The sequence below is a fragment of the Leclercia sp. J807 genome (genome assembly GCF_009734465.1).
In the GTDB taxonomy this organism is placed as follows: domain Bacteria; phylum Pseudomonadota; class Gammaproteobacteria; order Enterobacterales; family Enterobacteriaceae; genus Enterobacter.
In genome coordinates, this window is the sequence record NZ_CP046446.1 from 2,438,120 (window position 1) to 2,461,295 (window position 23,176).

General features: G+C 57.6%; 20 protein-coding genes. 8 read left to right on the forward strand and 12 right to left on the reverse strand.

All coding sequences use genetic code 11. The features are described 5' to 3' along the window. Positions 1-72: 72 nt before the first annotated feature. Complete coding sequence (locus GNG26_RS11740) at positions 73-600, reverse strand: helix-turn-helix domain-containing protein (protein ID WP_103179718.1); 528 nt, start codon at positions 598-600, stop codon at positions 73-75. 68 nt (positions 601-668) lie between these two features. On the opposite strand from GNG26_RS11740, the gene GNG26_RS11745 reads away from it, so the two are divergent. Continuing rightward, on the forward strand, positions 669-1,856 hold the full coding sequence (locus GNG26_RS11745; protein WP_255473469.1) for a benzoate/H(+) symporter BenE family transporter: 1,188 nt from the start codon (positions 669-671) through the stop codon (positions 1,854-1,856). Here GNG26_RS11745 and GNG26_RS11750 read toward each other — a convergent pair. After that, positions 1,836-2,708, reverse strand: a complete 873-nt coding sequence (locus GNG26_RS11750) for a helix-turn-helix domain-containing protein (protein WP_156238871.1) — start codon at positions 2,706-2,708, stop codon at positions 1,836-1,838. The genes GNG26_RS11745 and GNG26_RS11750 overlap by 21 nt on opposite strands. Positions 2,709-2,883: 175 nt before the next feature. Between GNG26_RS11750 and GNG26_RS11755 the strand changes: the two genes are divergently transcribed. Next, entirely contained in the window at positions 2,884-3,780 is an 897-nt protein-coding gene (locus GNG26_RS11755; protein ID WP_103822068.1) for a DMT family transporter, read from the forward strand. A 35-nt stretch (positions 3,781-3,815) separates the two neighbouring features. Here the strand turns inward: GNG26_RS11755 and GNG26_RS11760 are convergent, their stop codons facing one another. Both GNG26_RS11760 and GNG26_RS11765 read right to left on the reverse strand, forming a co-directional pair. After that, positions 3,816-4,487, reverse strand: coding sequence for a DUF3313 domain-containing protein (locus tag GNG26_RS11760; RefSeq protein WP_156238872.1), 672 nt, complete (start codon positions 4,485-4,487; stop codon positions 3,816-3,818). A 139-nt stretch (positions 4,488-4,626) separates the two neighbouring features. Next, positions 4,627-6,219 carry an ABC transporter substrate-binding protein gene (locus GNG26_RS11765; RefSeq protein ID WP_156238873.1) on the reverse strand — a complete coding sequence of 531 codons (1,593 nt, stop codon included), beginning with the start codon at positions 6,217-6,219 and terminating at the stop codon, positions 4,627-4,629. Between the two features lie 114 nt (positions 6,220-6,333). Here GNG26_RS11765 and pepT point away from each other — a divergent pair, with 114 nt between their 5' ends. Then, entirely contained in the window at positions 6,334-7,563 is a 1,230-nt protein-coding gene (gene pepT / locus GNG26_RS11770) for a peptidase T (RefSeq protein WP_156238875.1), read from the forward strand. A 261-nt stretch (positions 7,564-7,824) separates the two neighbouring features. On the opposite strand, the gene tehB is transcribed toward pepT, so the two are convergent. Both tehB and tehA read right to left on the reverse strand, forming a co-directional pair. Further along, complete coding sequence (tehB, locus tag GNG26_RS11775) at positions 7,825-8,421, reverse strand: tellurite resistance methyltransferase TehB (RefSeq protein WP_156238876.1); 597 nt, start codon at positions 8,419-8,421, stop codon at positions 7,825-7,827. Then, positions 8,418-9,422 carry a dicarboxylate transporter/tellurite-resistance protein TehA gene (gene tehA / locus GNG26_RS11780; protein WP_156238878.1) on the reverse strand — a complete coding sequence of 335 codons (1,005 nt, stop codon included), beginning with the start codon at positions 9,420-9,422 and terminating at the stop codon, positions 8,418-8,420. The genes tehB and tehA overlap by 4 nt, the downstream gene beginning before the upstream one ends. 122 nt (positions 9,423-9,544) lie before the next feature. Between tehA and ydcK the strand changes: the two genes are divergently transcribed. After that, the gene (gene ydcK / locus GNG26_RS11785) at positions 9,545-10,525 is read left to right on the forward strand and encodes a YdcK family protein (RefSeq protein ID WP_156238880.1); all 981 of its coding nucleotides are present in this window, start codon (positions 9,545-9,547) and stop codon (positions 10,523-10,525) included. On the opposite strand, the gene rimL is transcribed toward ydcK, so the two are convergent. The 4 genes from rimL to GNG26_RS11805 form a co-directional block, all read right to left on the reverse strand. Then, a complete protein-coding gene (gene rimL / locus GNG26_RS11790) occupies positions 10,520-11,068 on the reverse strand; it encodes a 50S ribosomal protein L7/L12-serine acetyltransferase (RefSeq protein ID WP_156238881.1) in 549 nt (182 codons plus the stop codon). The two genes, ydcK and rimL, sit on opposite strands and share 6 nt — an antisense overlap. Before the next feature lie 101 nt (positions 11,069-11,169). Continuing rightward, positions 11,170-12,825: a glucan biosynthesis protein D gene (locus GNG26_RS11795; RefSeq protein WP_156238883.1), complete on the reverse strand. Its 1,656-nt coding sequence runs from the start codon at positions 12,823-12,825 to the stop codon at positions 11,170-11,172. 248 nt (positions 12,826-13,073) lie between these two features. Continuing rightward, positions 13,074-13,847 (reverse strand): ABC transporter substrate-binding protein, encoded by a 774-nt coding sequence (locus GNG26_RS11800; RefSeq protein WP_103179733.1) that lies wholly within the window; start codon positions 13,845-13,847, stop codon positions 13,074-13,076. Positions 13,848-13,858: 11 nt separating this feature from the next. Beyond that, positions 13,859-15,028 (reverse strand): pyridoxal phosphate-dependent aminotransferase, encoded by a 1,170-nt coding sequence (locus GNG26_RS11805; RefSeq protein ID WP_156238884.1) that lies wholly within the window; start codon positions 15,026-15,028, stop codon positions 13,859-13,861. 110 nt (positions 15,029-15,138) lie between these two features. Between GNG26_RS11805 and GNG26_RS11810 the strand changes: the two genes are divergently transcribed. Further along, entirely contained in the window at positions 15,139-15,981 is an 843-nt protein-coding gene (locus GNG26_RS11810) for a LysR family transcriptional regulator (RefSeq protein ID WP_103822079.1), read from the forward strand. On the opposite strand, the gene GNG26_RS11815 is transcribed toward GNG26_RS11810, so the two are convergent. Both GNG26_RS11815 and GNG26_RS11820 read right to left on the reverse strand, forming a co-directional pair. Beyond that, on the reverse strand, positions 15,968-17,476 hold the full coding sequence (locus tag GNG26_RS11815) for a carboxylesterase/lipase family protein (RefSeq protein WP_156238886.1): 1,509 nt from the start codon (positions 17,474-17,476) through the stop codon (positions 15,968-15,970). The two genes, GNG26_RS11810 and GNG26_RS11815, sit on opposite strands and share 14 nt — an antisense overlap. Positions 17,477-17,518: 42 nt before the next feature. Next, positions 17,519-18,862, reverse strand: coding sequence for a VOC family protein (locus tag GNG26_RS11820; RefSeq protein ID WP_156238888.1), 1,344 nt, complete (start codon positions 18,860-18,862; stop codon positions 17,519-17,521). 435 nt (positions 18,863-19,297) lie between these two features. Here GNG26_RS11820 and GNG26_RS11825 point away from each other — a divergent pair, with 435 nt between their 5' ends. Genes GNG26_RS11825 through GNG26_RS11835 form a run of 3 tightly spaced genes read left to right on the forward strand, consistent with a single transcriptional unit; the run spans position 19,298 to position 23,139 of the window. Next, complete coding sequence (locus GNG26_RS11825) at positions 19,298-21,697, forward strand: DMSO/selenate family reductase complex A subunit (RefSeq protein ID WP_156238889.1); 2,400 nt, start codon at positions 19,298-19,300, stop codon at positions 21,695-21,697. After that, complete coding sequence (locus GNG26_RS11830) at positions 21,681-22,313, forward strand: DMSO/selenate family reductase complex B subunit (protein ID WP_103822083.1); 633 nt, start codon at positions 21,681-21,683, stop codon at positions 22,311-22,313. Before GNG26_RS11825 ends, GNG26_RS11830 begins: the two co-directional genes overlap by 17 nt. Beyond that, entirely contained in the window at positions 22,306-23,139 is an 834-nt protein-coding gene (locus GNG26_RS11835) for a DmsC/YnfH family molybdoenzyme membrane anchor subunit (protein ID WP_156238891.1), read from the forward strand. Before GNG26_RS11830 ends, GNG26_RS11835 begins: the two co-directional genes overlap by 8 nt. Positions 23,140-23,176: the final 37 nt, after the last annotated feature.

The following is a 23,176-nucleotide window of genomic DNA, read 5'->3' on the forward strand; positions in this document are numbered from 1 at the left end:
GTTATCCGTTATGGTCAAAATGGCGGCTATTGTAGTCAGAAGTATGGGCCAGTGAAACAGTTTTGCGTGTCTTTATCGGGGATAATGGATGAGTGAGTGAAAGTGCACCGTCTGGCCGCTGCTGTTGCGGTAGGCGTGCGGTTTATCTCCGGCAAAACGCAGGCCGGTATCGGGCAAAAGCGTCTGCCAGACGCCGTCGATCTGCATCTCCAGCTCACCGCTTATCACCACCACATGCTCAATTACCCCAGCCTCGTGCGGGGTGGATTCGCTGAGGGCACCCGGCGCGAGGGTAATCGAGAAATGATCGTATTTCAGCGCCTCATCCCAGGGAAAGAGGGGTTTCACCACCATCGCTTGCTGCTGGGGATCGAATACCGGCGGGTTTTCCGCTTCGGGCGTGATAAAAGTGGAGAACGGCACGTTCAGCCCGGTGGCGATTTTCCACAGCGTCGAGACCGTCGGGCTGGATTCGTTCCGCTCCACCTGGCCGAGCATCGCTTTTGACACCCCGGTCTCTTCAGCCAGCTTCGACAGGCTCCAGCCGCGCGCCTGGCGCAGCGTTTTCAGCGTAATTGCAAGATGTTGCGTAATGTCCATAGCCCCTCCTCTTGCCGCGAGTGTACCACTTGTATGCTATAACGCACAGTGCTACATTCACGGCTGTTATAACGCACAACGGAGCTCCCATGCGCGCATCTTCGCTCACCTTTCCAACCGTTTTGTCCGGTTTCGTTGCCGTGCTGGTGGGCTACGCCAGCTCTGCCGCCATTATCTGGCAAGCGGCAGCGGCGGCAGGCGCTACGGCCCCGCAGATTGCAGGCTGGATGACCGCCCTGGGTCTGGGGATGGGGATCAGCACGCTGGGGCTGTCGTGGTGGTATAAAGCACCGGTGCTTACCGCCTGGTCGACACCGGGTGCCGCCCTGCTGGCAACCAGCCTGCAAGGGGTGACGCTTTCAGAAACCATCGGCATTTTTATCTTTGCCAATGCCCTGATCCTGATTTGCGGGGTCAGCGGCCTGTTTGCCCGGCTGATGAAGATCATTCCCCATTCACTGGCGGCGGCGATGCTTGCCGGGGTGCTGCTGCGCTTTGGGTTACAGGCCTTCAGCAATCTGGAGGGGCATCTGCTGCTGTGTGGCAGTATGCTGCTGGCCTGGCTGCTGACCAAAGCCTTTGCTCCGCGCTATGCCATCGTTGCCACCCTTCTGGTGGGCGGATTAGTGGCGGCACTGAAAGGTGACATTGTCACGGAACGGCTCACTTTCGCGCTGGTAATGCCGGAATTTATCGTCCCCACCTTTAATCTCACCACCCTTATCAGCATCGGCCTGCCCTTCTTTTTAGTCACCATGGCGTCACAGAATGCGCCGGGGTTCGCCACGATGAAAGCCTCCGGCTATCCGGTGGCCGTCTCGCCGCTCATCATTGTCACCGGCGGCCTGGCGCTGCTGCTGTCGCCGTTTGGCGTCTACTCCATCTGTATTGCGGCGATCACCGCCGCCATCTGCCAGAGTCCGGATGCGCACCCGGATGCCGGTAAACGCTGGCTGGCTGCGGCGGCGGCAGGTCTCTTTTACCTGCTGGCCGGTATTTTTGGCGGCTCGATTAGCGGGCTGATGGCGGCTCTGCCGCTAAGCTGGATCCAGACGCTGGCAGGTCTGGCGCTGCTGGGCACCATCAGCGGTAGTCTGCATCAGGCGCTACATAATGAGGCGGAACGCGATGCCGCCATCGTGACCTTTCTGCTGACCGCTAGCGGCGCAACCCTTGCGGGGATAGGCTCGGCGTTCTGGGGGCTGGTGGCGGGCGGCGTCTGCTACGCCCTGCTGCTACGCACTCGCCGCACGTAGCTGGGACGGCGTAAGCCCGGTGGCGGCACGAAAGCGGTTGCTGAAATGGCTGGCGGAGCTGAAACCGCAGGCCAGGGCGATCTCGGTGAGCGGCTGGCGGGTGGATCGCACCAGGGTTTTGGCCTTCTCCATCCGTCGCTGCATCACGTACTGGTGCGGCGCCATCTGCATCGACTGACGGAACATACGGGCAAAATGAAACTCGCTTAAGCTGGCCTGGGCCGCCAGATCCGCCAGGGTCAGCGGCTGGGCCAGATTCTCTTCGATAAACGCCAGCACATTACGCAGGACGAACGGCGACAGGCCACCGGTGATGGTCGGCAGCGACCACTGGACGTTGCTGTAGTGCTGCACCAGGTGGGTCAGAAGCAAGGTCGAGGCGGTACTCAGCGTAAGCTGATTGGCAGACTGCTGCCAGTCGCAGCCGAGGATAAAATGGCGATACAGGGCGGTAATGCTGGCGTCGTCACCAAACAGATTTTCGTCCAGGGTAAAGCTGTAGGGGCTTTTGTCCCACACCTGCTCTCCCACGTTACGCAGGTGGTCATCGGTACAGTAGAGATGAACAAACGACAGATCGTCGCGAATATCCCAGGTGGACTCGCTCTCTTTCGGCATCAGGCAGAAACGGTCAGGCCCGCCGCCGTTTTTCCAGCCCGCTGTAGTTTTGTGATAGCTCTCGTAGCCGTCGGCGATATAGAGACTGAGCGTATGGTGATCACAATACTGGGTGATGGTGTCGCGCTTGTTTGACCAGGCCGCCAGCTGGATCCCTGAATTCAGCGCCACGGCATTGTGTAATACCGCTTTATGTTTGCGCAGATTTTCAAAGGCACCATAGGTCTCAGCCATAACCACTCACACCGTTGTTAATAAGAGTTAACAAGTCTAAAAAGAACTGCCCTTCAGTACCACCCCGGGTCAGGAAAAAAGCGCAAGAATATGCAAGTCCGCCGCAAGTCTGTGAAAGAAGGTCGCTCTCCCTGCCGCCATACTGACCGCAGACTTTGCTGATAAGAGAAATAAGATGAACGCATTTTTGTACGCTCTGGTCGTGATTATCTGGGGAACCACCTGGATTGCTATCTATCTACAACAGGGGCCGGTCCCCGCGCCGGTCTCTATTTTCTGGCGTTTTGCCGTCGCCACCGCCACCATCATGGCGGTGCTGCTGGTTCTGCGCCGCCTGCGTCCGCTGGCCTTGCGCGACCATCTGTTTTGCGGCCTGCAAGGATGCTGCGTCTTTTGCTTTAATTTCTGGTGTTTTTACACCGCGGCGGCGTATATCAATACCGGGCTGGAGTCGGTAATTTTCTCAATGGCGGTGCTCTATAACGCCCTGAACAGTTTTCTCTTTTTTGGTCAGCGTCCGCCCGCGCGTTTTTATCTGGCGGCGGCGCTGGGGCTGCTCGGCATTATTACGCTCTTCTGGAACGATCTGTTAGCCAGCGGCTGGAGTGCCGGTCTGCTGTTCGGCATTGCCCTCTCGGCGCTGGGCACCTACGGTTTTTCGCTGGGCAATATGATCAGCCTGCGCCACCAGCGCAACGGTCTGGAGACCATGACCACCAACGCCTGGGCGATGCTCTACGGTACGCTGGTGATGGGGGCAATTGCGCTGATCCGCGGGGATGATTTTACGCCGGTCTGGTCGGTTAGCTACATGGGTGCGCTGCTCTATCTGGCGCTCTTTGGCTCGGTGATTGCCTTTGGTGCCTACTTTACGCTGGTTGGAAGAATTGGCGCAGGCAAGGCGGCTTACAGCACCCTGCTGTTCCCCCTGGTCGCGCTCTCATTTTCGACGGTGTACGAAGGCTATGTCTGGCACAGCAACGCCATTGCCGGGCTGCTGCTGATCTTAACGGGGAATCTGGTGATGTTTGCCCGCCCGGAGAACTGGTTCAGACGGTTGCGAACGGCGTAAAAAAACCGGCCTGCACGCGGCAGGCCGGCCTGATATTATTGGGTTTTATGCACGTCAAACATGGTGGCATCGGTCGCCATGTCATCCACAACCTGCTTCAGGGTTGCGAAGGTCATTGGCGTATTTTCATTACTCAGCTCTTTACCTTCCCCTTTACGCACGACTTTGATGACCGGCTTGTTGGTCTTAGCGTCAATCAACTCGCCTTCAAAGAAGAGGTGGGTATCCATGGTACGGTGGCCGGTTGCCATCTGTGTACCCGCCACGACCAACGCAACAGGGACAACTTCATAGAACTGCAGGCCTTCTTTCTGCGAGCTCACACCAGTAATGGCGCCGCGGAAGATCAGACTACGTGAACCTGGCGTCGTCACAATCGGCTTACGCTGGCCAATAGCTGTCTTCATTTTGGTGTTGGTGTAGTTTAACAGTTCATCCAGCGTGCGCTGGCCGATCTGGGTCGTTGGCTTTGGTGCCGGATAATAGGTGATATTGTTCCAGATAATGCTGTCGTAATTCGCTTCGTTATAAGACGGATCAACCCAGCGCAGCGTTGGTTTGCCCGAAGCGGAAGTCGTTTCTTTAAGCCCTGAGTAGTCTTTTAAAAAACCTGAATATTGATCAGGCGCGGCCACTTTTGACGCACAGCCAGCGAGAAGCAACATGCCGGAGAGCGCGGCAACTTTAAATAAAGTGTTAGTACGCATAATGGGTGTATCCCTGTGAAGTGCAAATATGCAATTGAAGTTATAGCAAAAGTTGGCAGGAAAAAAAGTGACAAAAAATGAGGAAGAGAGCACAAATTGAAAAAAAGTGCCCGTAACGATAACGGGCAGTGATAAATGATTATTTTACATCCACTTGCCAGAATAAATGTTTACCGAACGGGTCTATTTCATAGCCCGAGACTTCTTTACGGACGGGTTCGAAAATAGTTGAGTGGGCAATCATTACCGCAGGCATTTGATCGTGCATCATTTGCTGCGCCTGTTTATATAACGCGACCCTTTTATCGTGATCGGTAATGGATTTAGCCTCGGCAATAATTTTATCAAATGGCGGATAACACCATTTCGCGGAATTAGAACCGCCGTTGGCTGAGGTACAGGTAAAAAGCGGACCAAAGAAATTATCCGGGTCGCCCGTGGCCGTGGTCCAGCCCATCAGCGCCGCCTGATGCTCGCCGCCCTTCACCCGCTTGAGGTATTCACCCCACTCGTAGGTGACGACTTTGGTCTGCACGCCAACTTTTGCCCAGTCGGCCTGGATCATCTCGGCCATCCGTTTGGCATTCGGGTTGTACGGACGCTGCACCGGCATCGCCCACAGGTCGATGGTCATCCCGTTGGCAAAACCGGCCTCTTTCAGCAGGGCTTTGGCTTTTTCCGGATCGTAATCATAATCCTTTAGCTCGCTGTCTGCGCTCCAGACGCCCGGCGGCAGCAGGTTTTTGGCAGCGGTGCCGGTGCCCTGGAAGACGGCCTCAATAATGGCCGGTTTGTTGATAGCCATCGCCAGCGCCTGACGCACCTTGACATTATCCAGCGGCGGTTTCTGGGTGTTAAACGACAGGAAACCCGTATTCAGCCCGGCCTTGCTCATCAGATTAAGATCTTTATTGGCCTTCATCCGCGGCAGGTCGGCGGGGTTCGGGAATGGCATCACCTGACACTCGTTTTTCTCCAGCTTGGCGAAGCGCACCGAGGCGTCCGGGACGATGGTGAACACCAGACGATCCAGTTTTGCTTTACCCTGCCAGTACTCCGGGAAGGCGGTGAACAGGATGCGCGAGTCCTTCTGGTATTTCGCCAGCTTAAACGGCCCGGTGCCAATCGGCTCCATATCCACCTTCTCTGGCGTGCCGGCTTTCATCATCGCATCCGCATACTCGGCGGAGAGGATCGAGGCGAAGTACCACGCTAAATCCGCGACAAACGGTGCTTCCGGATGCGCCAGGGTGAAGCGCACCGTGTGATCGTCCACTTTATCAATGGCGGTAATCAGCTTGCCAAACTCCAGGCTTTCAAAATTCGAATAGTTACCGTTAGAGACGTTGTGATAGGGATGCTTCGGATCTTTCTGCCGCATAAACGAGAAGATCACATCATCGGCGTTAAAGTCTCGCGTTGGGGTGAACAGCTTGTTGCTCTGGAACTTCACCCCCTTGCGCAGATGGAAGGTGTAGACCTTGCCGTCTTCGCTCACCTCCCAGCTTTCGGCCAGGCTCGGCACCAGATCGGTAGTGCCAGGCGTAAAATCCACCAGCCGGTTATATACCGGCACCGCGCTGGCATCCACGCTGGTGCCCGAGGTATAGAGTTGCGGGTTAAAGTTCTCAGGCGATCCTTCGGAACAATAGACCAGCGTTTTAGCGGCAACGGTGGAACTGACCGTCAGCGCGGCGACGGTTAGCGCCAGTTTTGTGAGGTTGCTTTTCATCGCGTTTTCCTGTCTTTTAATTTGACGGCTAATGAATTTTTGTCGTGCCAAACCATAAATATCATTAAAGTGATTTTGCAAACACCTGATAACTCAAATAAAGAAGGATCCACCATGGCTTCTGCGCTCGCCAGACAATTAACCCAACGCTTCTTTCGCTACCTGGCCGTCACCAGCCAGAGCGACCCAAAGGTGAAAACCCTGCCCTCCACACCCGGCCAGCATGAGATGGCGCGGATGCTGGCCGCAGAGCTGCAAACGCTGGGTTTGTCGGAGATCGTGATCGACGAATTTGCCACCGTCACCGCGGTAAAAAAGGGCAATGTACCCGGCGCGCCGCGAATCGGTTTTATCACCCATATCGATACCGTTGACGTCGGTTTGTCACCGGATATTCATCCACAGATCCTCACCTTTACCGGAGATGATCTCTGCCTGAATGCCGAAAAAGATATCTGGCTGCGGGTCAGCGAACACCCTGAAATCCTCGCTTATCCCAATGAAGAGATCATTTTCAGCGACGGTACCAGTGTGCTGGGTGCCGACAACAAATCGGCGGTGACGGTGGTGATGACGCTGCTGGAGAACCTCACCGCTGAGCATCAGCATGGCGATATCGTGGTGGCCTTTGTGCCGGACGAAGAGATTGGCCTGTGCGGGGCGAAAGCGCTGGATCTGGCCCGTTTTGATGTCGATTTCGCCTGGACCATCGACTGCTGCGAGCTCGGGGAGATTGTTTACGAAAACTTCAACGCGGCGGCGGCGGAGATTCGCTTTACCGGCGTGACGGCGCACCCGATGTCGGCGAAGGGCGTGCTGGTGAACCCGCTGCTGATGGCGACCGACTACATCAACCATTTCGATCGTCTGCAAACCCCGGAGCACACCGAAGGTCGCGAAGGTTATATCTGGTTTAACGGCATTCAGGCCGGGCAAAACGAGGCGTTGCTGAAGGCGAGCATTCGTGATTTCGATCGCGACAGCTTTGCCGCCCGTAAGGCGCAAATTGGCGAAGTGGCGGAGAAGATTGCCGCTCAACACCCCACCGCGCAGGTGAGCTGGCATATCGAAGATACCTACAGCAACATCAGCAATGCGGTGGGTGACGATCGCCGGGCAATCGACCTGATGTTCGAGGCGATGAAAAATTTAGGCATCACCCCAAAACCGACCCCGATGCGCGGCGGCACCGACGGTGCAGCGCTTTCGGCGAAGGGACTGTTAACGCCAAACTTCTTCACCGGCGCCCATAACTTCCACTCGAAGTTTGAGTTTTTACCGTTGAAATCGTTCGAGGCGTCGTACAACACGGCGCTGCAGCTCTGTCTGCTGGCGGCACGTTAAGCGGGTTGACAAGCACGAATACGCCGGGTGGCGGCTTCGCCTTACCCGGCCTACGGTCTTGCAGGCCCGTGCAAGCGCAGCGCCGCCGGGCAAGCACGGATACGCCAGGTGGCGGCTGCGCCTTACCCGGCCTACGGTCTTGTAGGCCCGTGCAAGCGCAGCGCCGCCGGGCAAGCACGGATACGCCGGGTGGCGGCTGCGCCTTACCCGGCCTACGGTCTTGTAGGCCCGTGCAAGCGCAGCGCCGCCGGGCAAGAACGGTTACGCCGGTTTACGCGCCAGCATCGTGGCAAAGCGCAGCTTAATGCGGTTCCCCTGGGCGTCGGTGCGGTGCAGCTCGCCTACATCCTCGTTATATTTCAGCAGTTCCCAGCCCGCATAGTAGTCGCTTAACTCGCCGGTTTTAAACGCGAACGGGAAGCCGACGTTGCACGGATAATCGTCGGTATCCATTGCCGCCACAATCAGGTTATACCCGCCCGGTTTCGTGCAGCGCTGCATGTTGTCGATAAGATTGGGGATGGTTTCCGCCTGCAGGAACATCATCACCACGGTGGAAAGAATAAAATCGTATTCGCCGTCAAAGCGCAAGGTGTTGAGATCCTGAATCGCCGTCTGCAGGTTAGTGATGCCCTCTTTCGCCTTGATGCTCTCGATATTCTCGATGCCCATCGGATTTTTATCCCACGCGGTGACGTCAAAGCCGTTCGCCGCAAGGTAGAGGCTGTTTCGTCCGTTGCCGCAGCCGAGATCCAGCGTCTTGCCCGGCTTAATAATCCCGGCGCTGTACAGCACTTCGGAGTGGGTACGGGTCAGGCCATATTTTTCGGTAAAGTAGTTCTCATCAAACACAGTCATTCTTTTTCCTCAGCTTGCATAAACGTTGCTTTGTCTGCACGAACCAACAGTTTCCCCTGCATCAACAGGATAAACGTACGCACCAGTAATAGCGCAATGATGGCATTGGTAAAAATAAAGAGCGGAATGGCGATGGCGTGAAAGAAACCGGACGGGCTGCTCTGCCCCAGATGCAAACCGGTGGTGGCCAGCGCCGAGACGCCGAACGAAAAGCTCCAGAATGAAGCATTAAAGGGCTGCGACAGATACCAGGGCATCAGCCGCAGGGTAAAGAGTAATTGCAGCAGGCCGTAGCCGAACAGCATTTTGGCAAAGGTATCCGCCTCGCCGCCGTTGACGCTGAGCCACGCGCTGCAGGCCACCAGCGCAGGGGCCAGCTGAATACCGAGAGATGAGCGCATCGGCGCAGGCAGTTCCCCTGCGCTGCGCAACCGTTGCAGGATCACCGGCTCCAGGCTCAGCCAGGAGAAGACCCCCGCGCCGAGAAACACCAGCCCGGCATCGTGAAACCCGAGCGCGCCGCAGGCCATGGCGCTGATAAAGTTGTTGGCCACCGTCGGCAGGTAGAGGCCAGGCGTGGTCGCCTCCTCCGGATGTTTGCCGCGCCACAGCCCGGCGGACTGCCACGCCGCATAGCTCAGCTGCACCACCACGCCCACGCTAAACAGAGCCAGTGCCAGGGGGCGATACCAGGGCACAAAGCCGATTGCCACCAGCATGGTGGTGGCCGGGAACAGACTTACAAAGCTGCTCATTACCGGATGGCGCATCTCCGCCAGTACGCTGCCGGGAAACCGCACCGCGCGGGTGATGAACGCCACGGTCAACAGCAGCCAGATCGTCATTGCCAGCGTCACCAGCATCTCTCCCGGCCAGTGCGGCACCGGCCAGATGGTGCTGGCGTAGCGCCAGGCGAAGCCCATACCGATGGTCCCCAGCACCATACCGTAGTAACCAGCGGGTAAATTCAGAACGCGTTCAGTCGCTTGCGTTTTATACATATTTTTTAATCTATAAATTATATTTGAAATGCTAGTTTAAGGAGTTTCATTTACCGATGCCAGTGTTTCGATCAAGCTAAAGTTTGCTACGTTTAGTAAAGAGGACAACTGCGGGCACAGTGATGAAAAAATATCGACTTAGCGAGGAAAGCCGTCTGCACCACTGGCAGGATGGCGAGACCAAAACAGCGGTAAAGGTGCGCCAGATTATCGCCGCGCGTGATTTCAGCGATGTGAAAAGCGGCACCCGGGGCGGCTGGATTGACGACGAATCGGCGCTCTCGCACGAAGATGACTGCTGGATCTACGACGAAAACAGCGTGGTCTTTGCCGGGGCGCAGGTGAGCGGTAACGCGCGCATTACCCGGCCCTGCGTAATTAGCCATCAGGCGTCTGTCGGCGATAACGCCTGGGTGGACGGGGCCGAGATCAGCCACGGCGCGCGCCTAGGTGACAACGTCACCGTTCAGTCTTCGGTGGTGCGTGGCGAATGCCATCTTTTTGGGAACGCCCGTATCCTGCACAACAGCATGGTGATCGCCGCCAAAGGGTTAACCCCGGACAATGAACAGATCCTGCGTATTTTTGGCGAGGCGACCGTCAGCCAGTCGCGGGTGGTGCATCAGGCGCAGATCTACGGCAACGCCATTGTCAGCTACGCCTTTGTTGAGCATCGCGCTGAAATCTTTGACAACGCACTGATCGAAGGCAACGAAGTAAACAACGTCTGGGTATGCGACTGCGCCAAAGTCTACGGCAACGCGCGCCTGCTTGCGGGGCTGGAGGAGGATGCCATCCCTACCCTGCGCTACAGCTCCCAGGTGGCGGAAAATGCTTTGGTTGAGGGCAACTGCGTCATCAAACACCATGTACTGATTGGCGGCGAAGCCTGGCTACGCGGCGGACCGATTCTGATAGATGACAAAGTGGTGATTCAGGGCCGGGCGCGCATTCGCGGGGAAGTGCTGATCGAGCATCATATTGAGATTACCGATGACACGGTGATCGAGGCGGCGGAAGGCGAGATGATCCACCTGCGTGGTGCTAAGGTGATTAACGGCGCGCAGCATATCACCCGCACGCCGCTGCTTGGCGCATTATGAGGTGCAGATCCGGGCGTAGATATTCTGGTCGTCATAGCGTCCGTTGAGGAATTCCGCCTCTTTCAGACACCCTTCCAGCACAAAGCCGTTGCGCAGCGCCACCTGATTGCTGGCGGCGTTGTCAACGCGGCACTTGATGACGAAACGGCGGATCTCTCCGCGTCCGGCGTAGTGGCGGATAAAGGCCTCCAGCGCCTGGGACAAAATACCCTGCCCCTGATGGGCTTCATCCAGCCAGTAGCCGATATAGCCGGTTTTATTCAGCGGTTCGATGGCGTTAAACGACAGCACCCCCACCAGCGCGTTATCGTGAAAAATCAGGAACATTTTGGCGTAACCGCGCTGATGCAGCATCTGGTTGCTATGAATGTTCTGGCGGGTGTCCTCTTCGGTGCCGACATACTGCGGCCAGTTAAGGTAGTCCTGCAACCACGCCCGGTTTTTGATCACCAGATTATGCAGCTCGGTGGTGTAACGCTCGTCGGCGGCACGCAGTTCGATATGCGCATTGACGGGAATGATCTCTTCAGTTGGTGTGGTCATCGTGCTTCCTCTGCAACGCCGGGCGGCGCATGCGCTTGCCCGGTCTACGGTTTGGTGCCGTTCGTAGGCCGGGTAAGGCGCAGCCGCCACCCGGCAAAGGCTTAACGCATTACGCGGTCGTCTACATACTGACGTTTATCCGGCGCGGGCGGGAAATAGTGATACAGCCAGGTTTCGCTGATCGCTTCGCCCTGGCAGCGCAGGAACATCCGTATATCCACCGTATCGGTCGAATCGCTGGTCGGGTACCAGTCAAACTGGATGCGATAGCCATCGAACGGCTCGACGTAGAGGATCTCAATCTGCTTCGCTTCGCCACTGGAGAGGGTGATCACCGGCTCGATCCCTTTTGGCGCGGCCGCTTTCAGATCGCCGCCAACAAAATCGACCGCAAAACGGCGCGCCCACACTTTCGGGTAGTGCTCGCCAGGGGCCCAGCCTTCCGGGAAGCCGCCCATGCCGGTGCGGGTAGCCAGCACGTTTGCCAGCGGAGAACGGACCGGCGGCCTGGCGCTCCAGTAGAGACGGTACTGGAAGTTCAGTTGATCCCCCGCCTTCACCGGTTTTTCCGGCTGCCAGAAGCAGACCACGTTATCCAGGGTTTCGCCGGTGGTCGGGATCTCCATCAGCCCGACGGTGCCTTTACCCCACTGGTTACGAGGCTCAACCCACAGGCTTGGGCGCTTGTTGTACCAGCCCATGATGTCCTGATAGTGGGAGAAGTCGCGGTCAAGCTGGAGCAGACCAAACCCTTTCGGGTTTTTGTCGGTATAGGCGTTGTATTGCAGCTTTTGCGGGTTATTCAGCGGACGGCAAACCCACTCACCGTTGCCGCGCCACATCGCCAGACGATCGGAGTCGTGGATCTGCGGATGGATGGTATCGCAGACGCGGCGCTCGTTGTTGCCGCAGGCGAACATGCTGGTCATCGGGGCAATACCCAGCTGCTGGATCTCTTTACGGGCGTAGAGATGGTTTTCGACATCCATGATCACCTGCGTCTTCTCGCAGTGGATCACAAATTTATAGGCCCCGGTGATGCTCGGGCTGTCGAGCAGGGTGTAGACCGTAAAGGTAGTTGCCCCGGGTTTAACGGTTTCGAACCAGAAGGCGGTGAAGTCCGGGAACTCCTCGGTGCTGTCGGCGTAGGTGTTCAGCGCCAGGCCGCGGGCAGAGAGCCCATACTGATAGGTGTCGTCCACCGCGCGGAAGTAGCTTGCGCCGAGGAAAGAGACGATATCGCGGCGCGCCAGCTCCGGCGATTTAAAGGCGCGGAAACCGGCGAAGCCTAAGTCGCTCTGCCCTTCCAGCTGCTTTGTATCGACCCCTGCGTCGTGGTAGTTGAAGAGTTCCGGGCGGAAGTGGATCTCACGCGCCTGGGCGGTCTGGTTATCCAGGGAGAACATGCGCACCCGACGGCGGAAGCCCATCCCGACATGGAAGAACTGCACATCAAGCTGGCGGTTTTCGATGTTATTCCACAGCGACTGCTTTGGATCGTACTGGATGCTGTTGTACGCCTGCGGCGTCAATGTGGCGAGCGTATCCGGCAGCGGACGCGGCGCACCACCCCACGGTGTTTGCGCCAGGTCGTGAGCCATGGATTGCAGCACAGAAAAGTCGAAACGGCGGCTGGTGCCGTCCGCAATATCCGATTCAGCTGCACTGGCCGCCTGGGAAAAGAGTGCGGCGAAACCGGAAGTCCCGCTCACTGCGGCTACGGCCAGGGATCCTTTTAAAAAACGTCTGCGATTCATGCCTGGAAAAACGTCCTTATGGTCGTGGGGTGGTGGGTTTCGCTTAAGGCGAAACAACGGCAAGAAAGAACATCATTAAAAAGGCACAGCCTAAACAAAAACGGTTAAGAATCCAATTGTTGGCAGGCGAGAATCTGAACAAAGCGCGAAAGAATTTTCTGTCGAGGGGAATTGCCTGAAACGGAGGTAAAGTTATGTTTAAAACAGCCCCCGACGGAGAGCATCGTCGGAGGCTAAGCGTAAGATGTTTATTTCACGCTGACATCAATGCCCGGGAAGTACTTCTGCGCGAGTTTGTCGATGGTGCCGTCAGCACGGACTTTATCGATAGCGGCATCAAGCTGCTTTTTGGTGGCCTCATCGCCTTTACGCAGGCCATAGCCGATCCCGCTGCCGAGGATGGTGTCATCGGCGACCGGCTTACCGATAAAGCCAAATCCTTTCCCCTGCGGCTTGCTGAGGAAACCCGCCTGCCCGGCGGCAGACATCACCAGCGAGGCGTCAATACGACCATTCAGCAGATCGCCCCAGGCCATGTTCTGATCTTTATACGACACCACGGTGACACCCTGTTTTTCCCAGTGCTCCTTGGCGTAGGTTTCCTGAATGGAGCCCTGCAATACGCCAACGGTTTTGCCCTTCAGCCCTTCCGGGGTGGCGTCCACCGCGCTACCGGTCTTGCCCACCAGCTGAGATGGAATACGGTAGATCGGCTGGGTAAAGTCGATGCTCTGGCGACGCTGGTCAGTGATGTTCATCGCCGAGTTGATGGCGTCGAATTTCTTCGCCACCAGCCCCGGGATCAGCGCGTCAAACGAGGTTTCAACCCAGCTGCACTTCAGGGCCGCCGCCGCGCAAATCGCATTGCCCAGCTCAATATCAAACCCTTCCAGCTCACCCGAGGCGTTACGGCTCTCAAAAGGCGGATACTCAGCTTCTACGCCGTAACGTAATTCGGTTGCGGCAAGTGAGGAAAACGAACACAGCAACCCCAGGCCGACAACGAAGGCTTTTACTTTCATGACTGAACTCCTTAGCGTGGTTTTACCCGACACAGGGCCTGCGCACCAGCCCGTAATGTCGCCTCATCTTTGGCAAAAGAGAGACGGATTAATTTGTTATCTGTCCCGTCGGTATAAAACGCCGAAAGCGGGATCGTGGCAACACCGTAATCAACTATCAGCCGTTTCACCATCTCGCTGTCGCGTTCATCGCTGAAGTGGCTGTAATCCGCCAGCAGGAAGAAGGAGCCTGCGCTCGGCAGCAGACGGAACGGTGAATCGGCCAGTAGATTGACCAGCAGATCGCGTTTGCGCTGGTAGAACGCCGCCAGCGACAGCCAGGTTTGCGGATCGGCCATATGTTCAGCAAACGCGTACTGCATAGGGGTATCGGCAGAGAACATCAAAAACTGATGGATTTTGCAGATCTCATCCATCAACTGCGCCGGGGCGACACAATAGCCGACGCGCCAGCCGGTGACGTGGTAGGTTTTGCCAAACGACGAGACGATCACGCTGCGCTCCGCCAGCCCCGGATGGGTGGCCATGCCGTGATGCGGCACGTCGTCAAACACCACGTGCTCGTACACTTCGTCAGAGAGAATAATAATGTCGGTGTTGCGGGTGATCGCCGCAAGCTGCGCCAGATCCTCCGCCGAGCAGACCTGCCCGCTCGGGTTATGCGGCGTGTTGACGATAATCATCCGGGTGCGCGAGGTAATAGCGGCGCGCACTTCATCCCAGTTAACGGCAAAATCCGGCACCGTCAGCTTGATGGCCACCGGCGTGGCGCCCTGCAGACGGACAATGGGCGCGTAGCTGTCGAACGACGGCTCAAAGTAGATCACCTCATCACCAGCATGCACCAGCCCGCTGATGGCCGAGTAGAGCCCTTCGCTGGCGCTGGCGGTAACTAACACTTCGCTGGCGGGATCGTACTGCGTGCCGTAGAGGGAGGCGATTTTATCGGCGATGCGTTCCTTCAGCGACGCCAGCCCGGTCATGGAGGCGTACTGGTTGTGGCCCGCCTGCATGGCGCGGTGAACGCCCGCAACCAGGGCGGGATCGCAGTCGAAATTCGGCGCGCCCTGAGAAAGGTTGATCGCATTGTGTTCAGCGGAGAGCTGACCGATAACGGTAAAAATCGTGGTGCCAACGTCCGGCAGTTTGGATCGGGGTTGTATCGGAGTACGCAGCGTCATCGGAATTTCCTCTGGTGAATAATGCATAACTATTCAACCTGAACGCTATTGTGCCGACAATCGAATTGTTGTCATAATAGCCATGATAAAAAATCATACCTGGAGGTTCTGTGTCGCATCGCGCATTCCCGCTCACTGCCGTCGAGGCGTTTATTGTTACCGCCCGACACCTGAATCTGACCCATGCGGCAAAAGAGCTCTGCCTGACCCAGGGGGCGGTGAGCCGTAAGATCGCCGCGCTGGAAAGCTGGTTTGGTTTTCCGCTGTTTGAGCGCCACGCCCGCGGGCTGCGTCTCTCCTCTCAGGGCAGCGCCCTGCTGCCGGATCTGCGCGCGTCGTATGAACACTTTCTCACGGTGGCGGACCAGGCCCGGGCGCAACAAACCGTGGTGCGCCTGAAGGTGCCCACCTGCGCCATGCGCTGGCTGGTGCCGCGGCTCTTGCAGGTGGAGCGCGAGCAGCCTGAATTGCAGATTGCCCTGACCACCACCAACGATCACAGCGTCAATTTCAAAACCGAATCCTATGATGCCGCCATTGTCTTTGGCACCCATCTGAGCGCGGGCGATCTGCTGTTTGAAGAGGCATTAACGCCAGTATTAAGCCCCCTGCGCCAGGGCACAGCGGTGGAGTCGCTTACCTATCTGCACCCGACGCGGGATAAGACCGACTGGTCGCTGTGGCTGGAGAAACAGGCCGTACAGCCGCCTGCCATGCACAAAAATCAACACTTCGACACCATGGATCTGGCGATCACTGCCGCCATTCAGGGGCTGGGCGTCGCCATTGCCGACGAGACGCTGGTGGCGGAGGATATCCGCGCCGGGCGGCTGGTGCGGCCCTATGCCAGCAGCGTAAGAACCGGCGCCAGCTACCGGCTGGTGCTGCGGGAGTCGCGCGGCAAAGCGGCGGGGCTGGCCGCCTTTCGCGCGTGTCTGCTTAATCCAGGCTGACGTGGTGCTTCATCACCCGTTTAAACAGCACCATGCGGGCGCGCATAAATCGATTTTCAAGCTTAAAACCCGCATGTTTATTCACTCCAATACGTAGCAAAACGTCCCGCCTGCGGTGACAGGCAGGCCAGCGCGTCGGGCCATTCAGCGTGTCGCACTCCCGGCTGGCATGGCGGGCAAAGTTGACCCAGTAGTCGGCAACCTGGGCGGCAAAGGCCAGGTCGTTGGCATTAACATACTGTCGGGCAGGCTCGGCGAGGGTGAGCGTATCAAACACATACGGCACCTCGTTGCCATGCCAGGCCCCGTTGATGTAGGTGGCATGTTCGGCTTCGGCTACATAATCGAACCAGTAGCGCCAGCACGGCTCCCCTACCCGCTGCTGGGCCTGCATCACCACAAATCCCAGGGTGGTGAAGGCCATATCGCGGCATACCTGACGCCCCAGTTCGGTATCATCTTTGACGCCGGGATAGAGCAGTTTGATCAGCCCCAGTCCCAGCCGCCGCTCCCGGCGCAGCTTCTGGATCTGCCCGGCGAGATCGATGCCAAACACCGCCATCACGCTCGCTTCATCGCTGTTGGAGCCGACCATGATCGGCACCGGATGGTGGCGAGCGGCAAAAAAGACCTCCAGCATCGGCTCCGGCAAGACACAATCCCCATGGATCGGCGCGGGAGCTATGTTGAGCGGTGCCGTCAGCGGCCAGAACGCCTCAGGCGGGATCGCCCGCAGCTGCTCTGCGGTGGCGTTTTCCAGCCCAAAATGGGCCGCCAACGCCTCACCTTTTTTAAGCGCCTGCTCCCGGGGCGTGTCCGGCAGGGTGTAGCCGCTCTGGATTATCGCCTTATGAAACAGCCCCTTTGCCAGCGGCGAGGCGAGCAATGACAGCACGCTGCGTGCCCCGGCAGATTCACCAAACAGAGTGATGTTCGCCGGATCACCGCCAAAGGCAGCAATGTTGTCGCGCACCCACTCCAGGGCCGCTATCTGATCGAGCAGGGCAAAGTTATGTACCACCCGCTCCTCTTCTCCCGCCAGCGCCGGATGGGCAAAAAAGCCCAGATGGCCGAGCCGGTAGTTGAGCGTCACCACCACGACCCCGCGCTGGGCCAGCGCTTTACCGTCGTAGGGCGGCAGCCCGCCCGCGCCAATGGTAAAGCCGCCGCCGTGCAGCCAGACCATTACCGGCAGCGGCGCGGCACGTTCCATCGGCGACCAGACGTTCAGATAGAGGCAATCCTCCGAGAAACGGCCCGGATCGCCCCCACCCAACTGCTGGCAGTACTCGCTGCTTTGCCAGCTCGACGGCGAAAAGGCGGTGGCCTGACGCACGCCCTGCCAGCTTGCCACCGGCTGCGGCGAACGCCAGCGTAATGCGCCCACCGGCGGCGCGGCATAGGGAATGGCGCGCCAGACCTGTACATCGTCATCGGTGATGCCGCAGATATCGCCGTGGCACGTGGTCACTATCGGGGAAGAGACGTTTTCCATATCGACCTTCAGTTGCTATCACATCCCCGCAGAGTACCGTTTTTAAAGCAAACCGCAACGTCGCTTGCTGCGCTCTTCCGCTTCCTGATAGAGGGTGAACTCGTCCAGCACCGGGCAGCCCAGCGCCTCTTCAAAGGCATCACGGCTGGCATTGCCGCGGGTGCGGGCCTGGGTCTCGTTACCAAGGTTGGACTGGAAAATCCCGGCGGCACTCACCGGCAGGAAATCTTCATAGGTGATGGGCTGGGCGACCACCCAGCCGCGCTCGATGAGCGGCTGCGGATCGTCGCCGGGGCCAAAGGCGTGGCGGTGCGCCTCTCCTGCCGGGGTCAGGCGATAGCGGAACCACGCCAGCCCCTGGCGACGCAGGAAGATATCGCTGTCGGGAAAGGCCTGGAAAACCTCCTGCAGATGCAGCTGGTGGGTCAGATTATCCTTGCCGGTTCCGGCCTCCGCCAGCAGGCGGTCGTAGAGCTCGCGCCCTTTCGGGGTTAACGCCACGCCGCGCTGTTCAATTTCGCCAAAACGCGCGGTATGGGTTCCGCGCGCTTCTCCCGCAAACAGTACCGGCTCCTCCAGCGCCTTAAAGCTGGTCTGGCGCAGCAGAAGCGGCGTCTCCCGGCGCGGCGGCCCCTCGATGAGCATCTTCGGCTCGATGCCGTATTCCGGCATTAACGCCTGCACCCGGTCGATATCCAGCGTGCGCGGCGTCAGGTGGTTGATATGGCAGCCCGGGAAGCAGACCACGTCGGCAATCAGCCGGTGTTCGTTGTGCAACGCCAGGTATGTCTCATGATCGACCGTAGCGTGACGATGCCAGCGGAAGGTTTCCAGCGCCTCCTGGACAAATTCGTCGGCCTGCGCCGGGGTGAACGCCCCTTCCGCCTCGTGCAGTTCAATCAGCGCCAGGCAGCGGGGAGTAAAGATGTTGCGACGGGCAAGGATCTTTGCCGCTTTCTCGCGCAGGGCAACATTGTCTATCAGTTCAAGGCGCAGCAGCGAGGTAAAGATACGAAACGGGTTACGGCACAGCGCGGCATCGTCTACCGGGCGAAAGGCGGTGGAGTGGACCGGCACCCCGGCCTGGGAGAGATCGTAATAGCTGACCGGGAACATCCCCATAATGGCGAACATACGTCGCAGGGTCGCCAGCTCCAGGGCCGTACCAACACGGATCGCCCCGTGGCGTTCGAGGTTGAGGCGGGCGAGTTCATCCGCGTTGGCCAGTTGTTCGTGCAGCTTCGGGTTGTTTTCCAGTACCGCCAGATTCACATCCGCTACCAGCTCCAGCAAGGTGCCATACTGCGGAACTTCCTGCTGGTACATCGCCGACATAGCCTGCGAAAAGTTTTCCCGAATATCATCAGCCGTGATGGTGTTCGCCATGATGTCATGCCTCCAGTGAATATTACCTGGAGTGTAGAGAAGGCCGTTGCTGCTGTTTGGAAGAATTTACGAATTGTGATCTGAGTGGTTAGCTGTCTGTTTTTCATGCTTCGCTGTTCAAGGAGGATAAAACACCCGGTCTTAAGTGAAACGAAAATATCCCCTAACAAACATTTATATCCTGCATTATTAACAGGGGCAGCACTGTACATATTTTAACTTTTATTATTCTGATTATTTATTGATATTCTCGTTGCCGTTAACTCTATGGCCGATTTATTTGTTCAATTTCCGCACTAAGAATAAATGATAATTATTATCGCAATAGTCTGAATTTTCCGCCGTTAATCCTGGTTAATTACCCTCTTTGATAAATATCAACTACCCCTTTTAAGGCATCAGGGAAAATAAGGCTATTTTTTATGAGGGAATAATATGTCTGTACCTGAAAACAATGAAGATGACTTCCCGTCCGGGGTGTCGCGCAGAAGTTTCCTGAAGGCGGGTTCCGCCGCCATCGCTTTGCCTTTTTTGACCTCCGGGCGTGCAAGCGCCTCCACGCCTGGCGCAGAGGCCCCTGCGGTGGGTGCGACGCCTGCCGCACGGGTGGTGCAAACCTGCAGTACCTTTGACTGCGGCGGTAAGTGCGATATTCGTGCGCATATTGCCGATGGCGTGGTTACCCAGATTACGACCCGGCCTGATGCCGCACTCGATCCCGATATGCCGGTGATGCGAGCCTGCGTGCGCGGTCGTAGCTATCGTAAATTTGTTTATCATCCCGATCGTCTGAAATATCCAATGAAACGGGTGGGTAAACGTGGCGAAGGTAAATTTGAACGCATATCCTGGGATGAGGCGACAACCCTTATCGCGGATAATATTACCCGCATTACGAAGAAATACGGACCTGAATCCCGTTTCGTGCACAATAATACCGCAGTCAGCGGCGGCACTTTTTCCGGCGATAAAATGATGCGCCGCTTATTGAACCTGACCGGCGGGCATCTGGAATATTACCACTCCGTCAGTATGGGCAATACCGCCGCCGCCACACCTTATACCTACGGCACGGTCGCTACCGGCAATTCTCTTGATACGTTGCAGGATACCCGCCTGGTCATCCTCTGGGGGCATAACCCGACGGAAACCATTTTCGGCCATACCAACCACTATTTTCAGCAGATGAAGCAGAACGGCACCCGCTTTATTGTCGTCGACCCGCGCTACTCCGATACCGTGTCGTCGCTGGCCGATGAGTGGGTTCCGCTTTTACCGTCAACCGATAACGCGTTGATGGATGCGATGATGTACGTCATCGTCAGCGAAAACCTGCACGATAAAGCCTTTATCGATCGCTATACCCTGGGGTTCGATGAGAAGAACATGCCGGAAGGGGTACCTGCTAACGAGTCGCTGGTGGCCTATCTGATGGGCAAAAAAGATGGTGTGGTGAAAACGCCGGAATGGGCGGAAAAAATCACCCACGTCCCGGCCCAGACCATTCGCCAGCTCGCCCGTGACTACGCCACCACCAAACCTGCGGCGCTGATCCAGGGATGGGGGCCGCAGCGCCATATCTGCGGCGAGCGCACCGCCCGTGGCTCCACGCTGCTGGCGACCATCACCGGCAATGTCGGCGTAAAAGGCGGCTGGGCAGCGGGCTACGGCGGCATCGGCAACCGTAAGTTTGCCACCGGCCCGGAGATGCCGGACAACCCGGTGAAAGAAAAAATCTCGATCATGAACTGGGTGCAAGCTGCCGATGACGCCAGCAAGGTGACGCCGGAAGATGGCCTGACGGGGGCAACGCAGCTGAAGAGCAATATTCGGCTCCTGTTCTCGCTGGCGGGCAATTACCTCGCCAACCAGAACCCGGATATTCATCAGGCGGTAAAAGTCCTGGAAGATGAATCCAAAATTGAGTTTATTGTCGCAAGCGATCTCTACCTGACGCCTAGCGCCCGCTATGCGGATCTCCTGCTGCCAGAAACCAGCTTTATGGAGCGCTGGAACATCGGCGAGACATGGGGAACAGGCAGCTACCTGATTCTGTCCGAAAAGATCGTTGAGCCTGAATTCGAACGCCGCTCTGACTATGACTGGCAGCGCGAGGTGGCGGCGAAGCTGGGTATCGAAGCGCAGTTTAGCGAAGGCCGCAGCGAGAAAGAGTGGATTGAACACATCTGGGAGCAGACGCGCCTCTCCATGCCAGATGAACATCTGCCTACCTTTAGCGAGTTACAGCAACAGCGTCAGCATCTGTTCAAAAGCAAACCGCATATCGCCTTCGAAGCGAACATCCGCGACCCGGAGAATAACCCGTTCCCGACGCCGTCAGGCAAAATTGAGATCTTCTCCAAGCGGCTCTATGACATGCATAACCCGGACATCCCTGCCCTGTCGCACTATGTTCCGGCCCATGAAGGCCCTGAAGATGAGCTGACGAAACAGTTCCCGCTGCAGCTCATCACCTGGAAGGGTAAAAACCGCGCTAACTCTACCCAGTACGCCAACCCGTGGCTGCAGGAGGTGCAGGTCCAGAAGCTGTGGATCAACCCGCTGGATGCGGAGAAACGCGGCATTCGCCAGGGAGACACGGTCCGTATTCATAACCAGCGCGGCATCTGCCAGGTGCCGGCAGAAGTGACCGTCCGGATCATGCCTGGCGTCGTCGCCATGCAGGCTGGCGCCTGGTGGCAACCGGACGCCAACGGCGTCGATCTCGGCGGTTGTCCAAACGTTCTTAGCTCGGCGCGTATCACTCCGCTTGCTAAAGGTAATGCTCATCAAACCATGCTTGTGGAGGTCGCAAAGTATGACGCAGCAGTTTAATGATTTTCCTCCCGTCAGCGATAAACAGCTGGGGTTCTTTATTGACTCGTCCCGCTGCTCAGGCTGTAAAGCCTGCCAGGTGGCCTGCAAGGATAAACATAATCTCGAGGTGGGGCGTCGCTTCCGCCGCGTTTACGAGGTGAAAGGCGGCGGGTTTATCCCGACCGGCCAGGGCGGCATGGCGCAGAACGTCTTCGCCTATACCCTGTCGATCTCCTGCAACCACTGCGCAGATCCGATCTGCACCAAAAACTGCCCGACAACGGCCATGCACAAGCGGCCCGGCGACGGCATCGTGCGGGTTGATACCCGCAAGTGTGTGGGCTGCGGCTACTGCGCCTGGTCATGTCCTTATGGCGCGCCACAGATGAATGAAGAGACGGGCCAGATGTCCAAATGCGATTTTTGCGTCGATCTACAGGCCAAAGGAGAGCAGCCCGTCTGTGTCGCCACCTGCCCGCTGGGAGCTATCAAGTTCGGCCCGATTGACGAGCTGCGCGCCCGCTACGGCAGCATCTGCGATGTGCAGGGACTGCCGGATTCATCCATCACGCATCCTAACCTGGTGATCAAGCCGCACCAGGGGGCAGAGAAAGAGGAGCAACCGCATGCATGAGTTGCCATTACTGATTTTTACCCTTCTGGTACAGGGTTCCGTTGGCATCACGCTGTTCCTCACATTCGGCGCAGGGGCGGCAAAACCTGTACCGCAGGCAACGCGTCAGCTGCTGCCGGTATTGCTGATAGCCTGCGTAATGGGCGGCCTGGGGTTAATCGCCTCCACCCTGCACCTGGGCTATCCGCTGAATGCCTTTAACGCGCTGCGCCACGTCGCCAGCTCGTGGTTAAGCCGTGAAATCGTCTTTGCCAGCTTCTACCTGGCTGTGCTGGGGCTGTGTACGCTGATCCTGCTGGTGAAAAAGAGACTGGTCAGTTTCCTGTTGCCCATTGCGGCAGTGCTGGGGCTGATTGACGTCTGGTGCATGAGTGCCATCTACGCCAACAGCACCATCATCACCTGGATGCATTTCAACACCTGGCTGATGTTCTATGGCGCAGTGGGCATCCTCGGCGCGGTGGCGATGGCCTGGCTGCCCGTTCTGAACACCGATGCGGTGATGCAGACGCGTCGCACCCTGATGCGCCTGGCGGTGGTGTTCGTGGTGAGTATTGTCGCGATCCGCCTGCTGGCTCAGCCTGCGTACATGGATTATCTTGCCAACGCGCAGCTGAAAAACGTGGTGACGCTGCCTCATCAGCCGCTGGAGGCATTTGCCCGGCTCGAAGGGCTGCGCCTGGTCAGCTGGATAGCCTCCGTCCTCGGAGCGGTACTCTTTGCCGTCAGTGGCTGGCGCAACCGCAGAACCGGGCTCCTGGTCGGTGGCGGGCTGCTGGTGCTGGCGGAGATCGCGTTCCGCTTTGTTTTCTTTAACATTCACTGATGGCTATTTTTCGCCTTAACGCTAAGCCCCCTGCGCC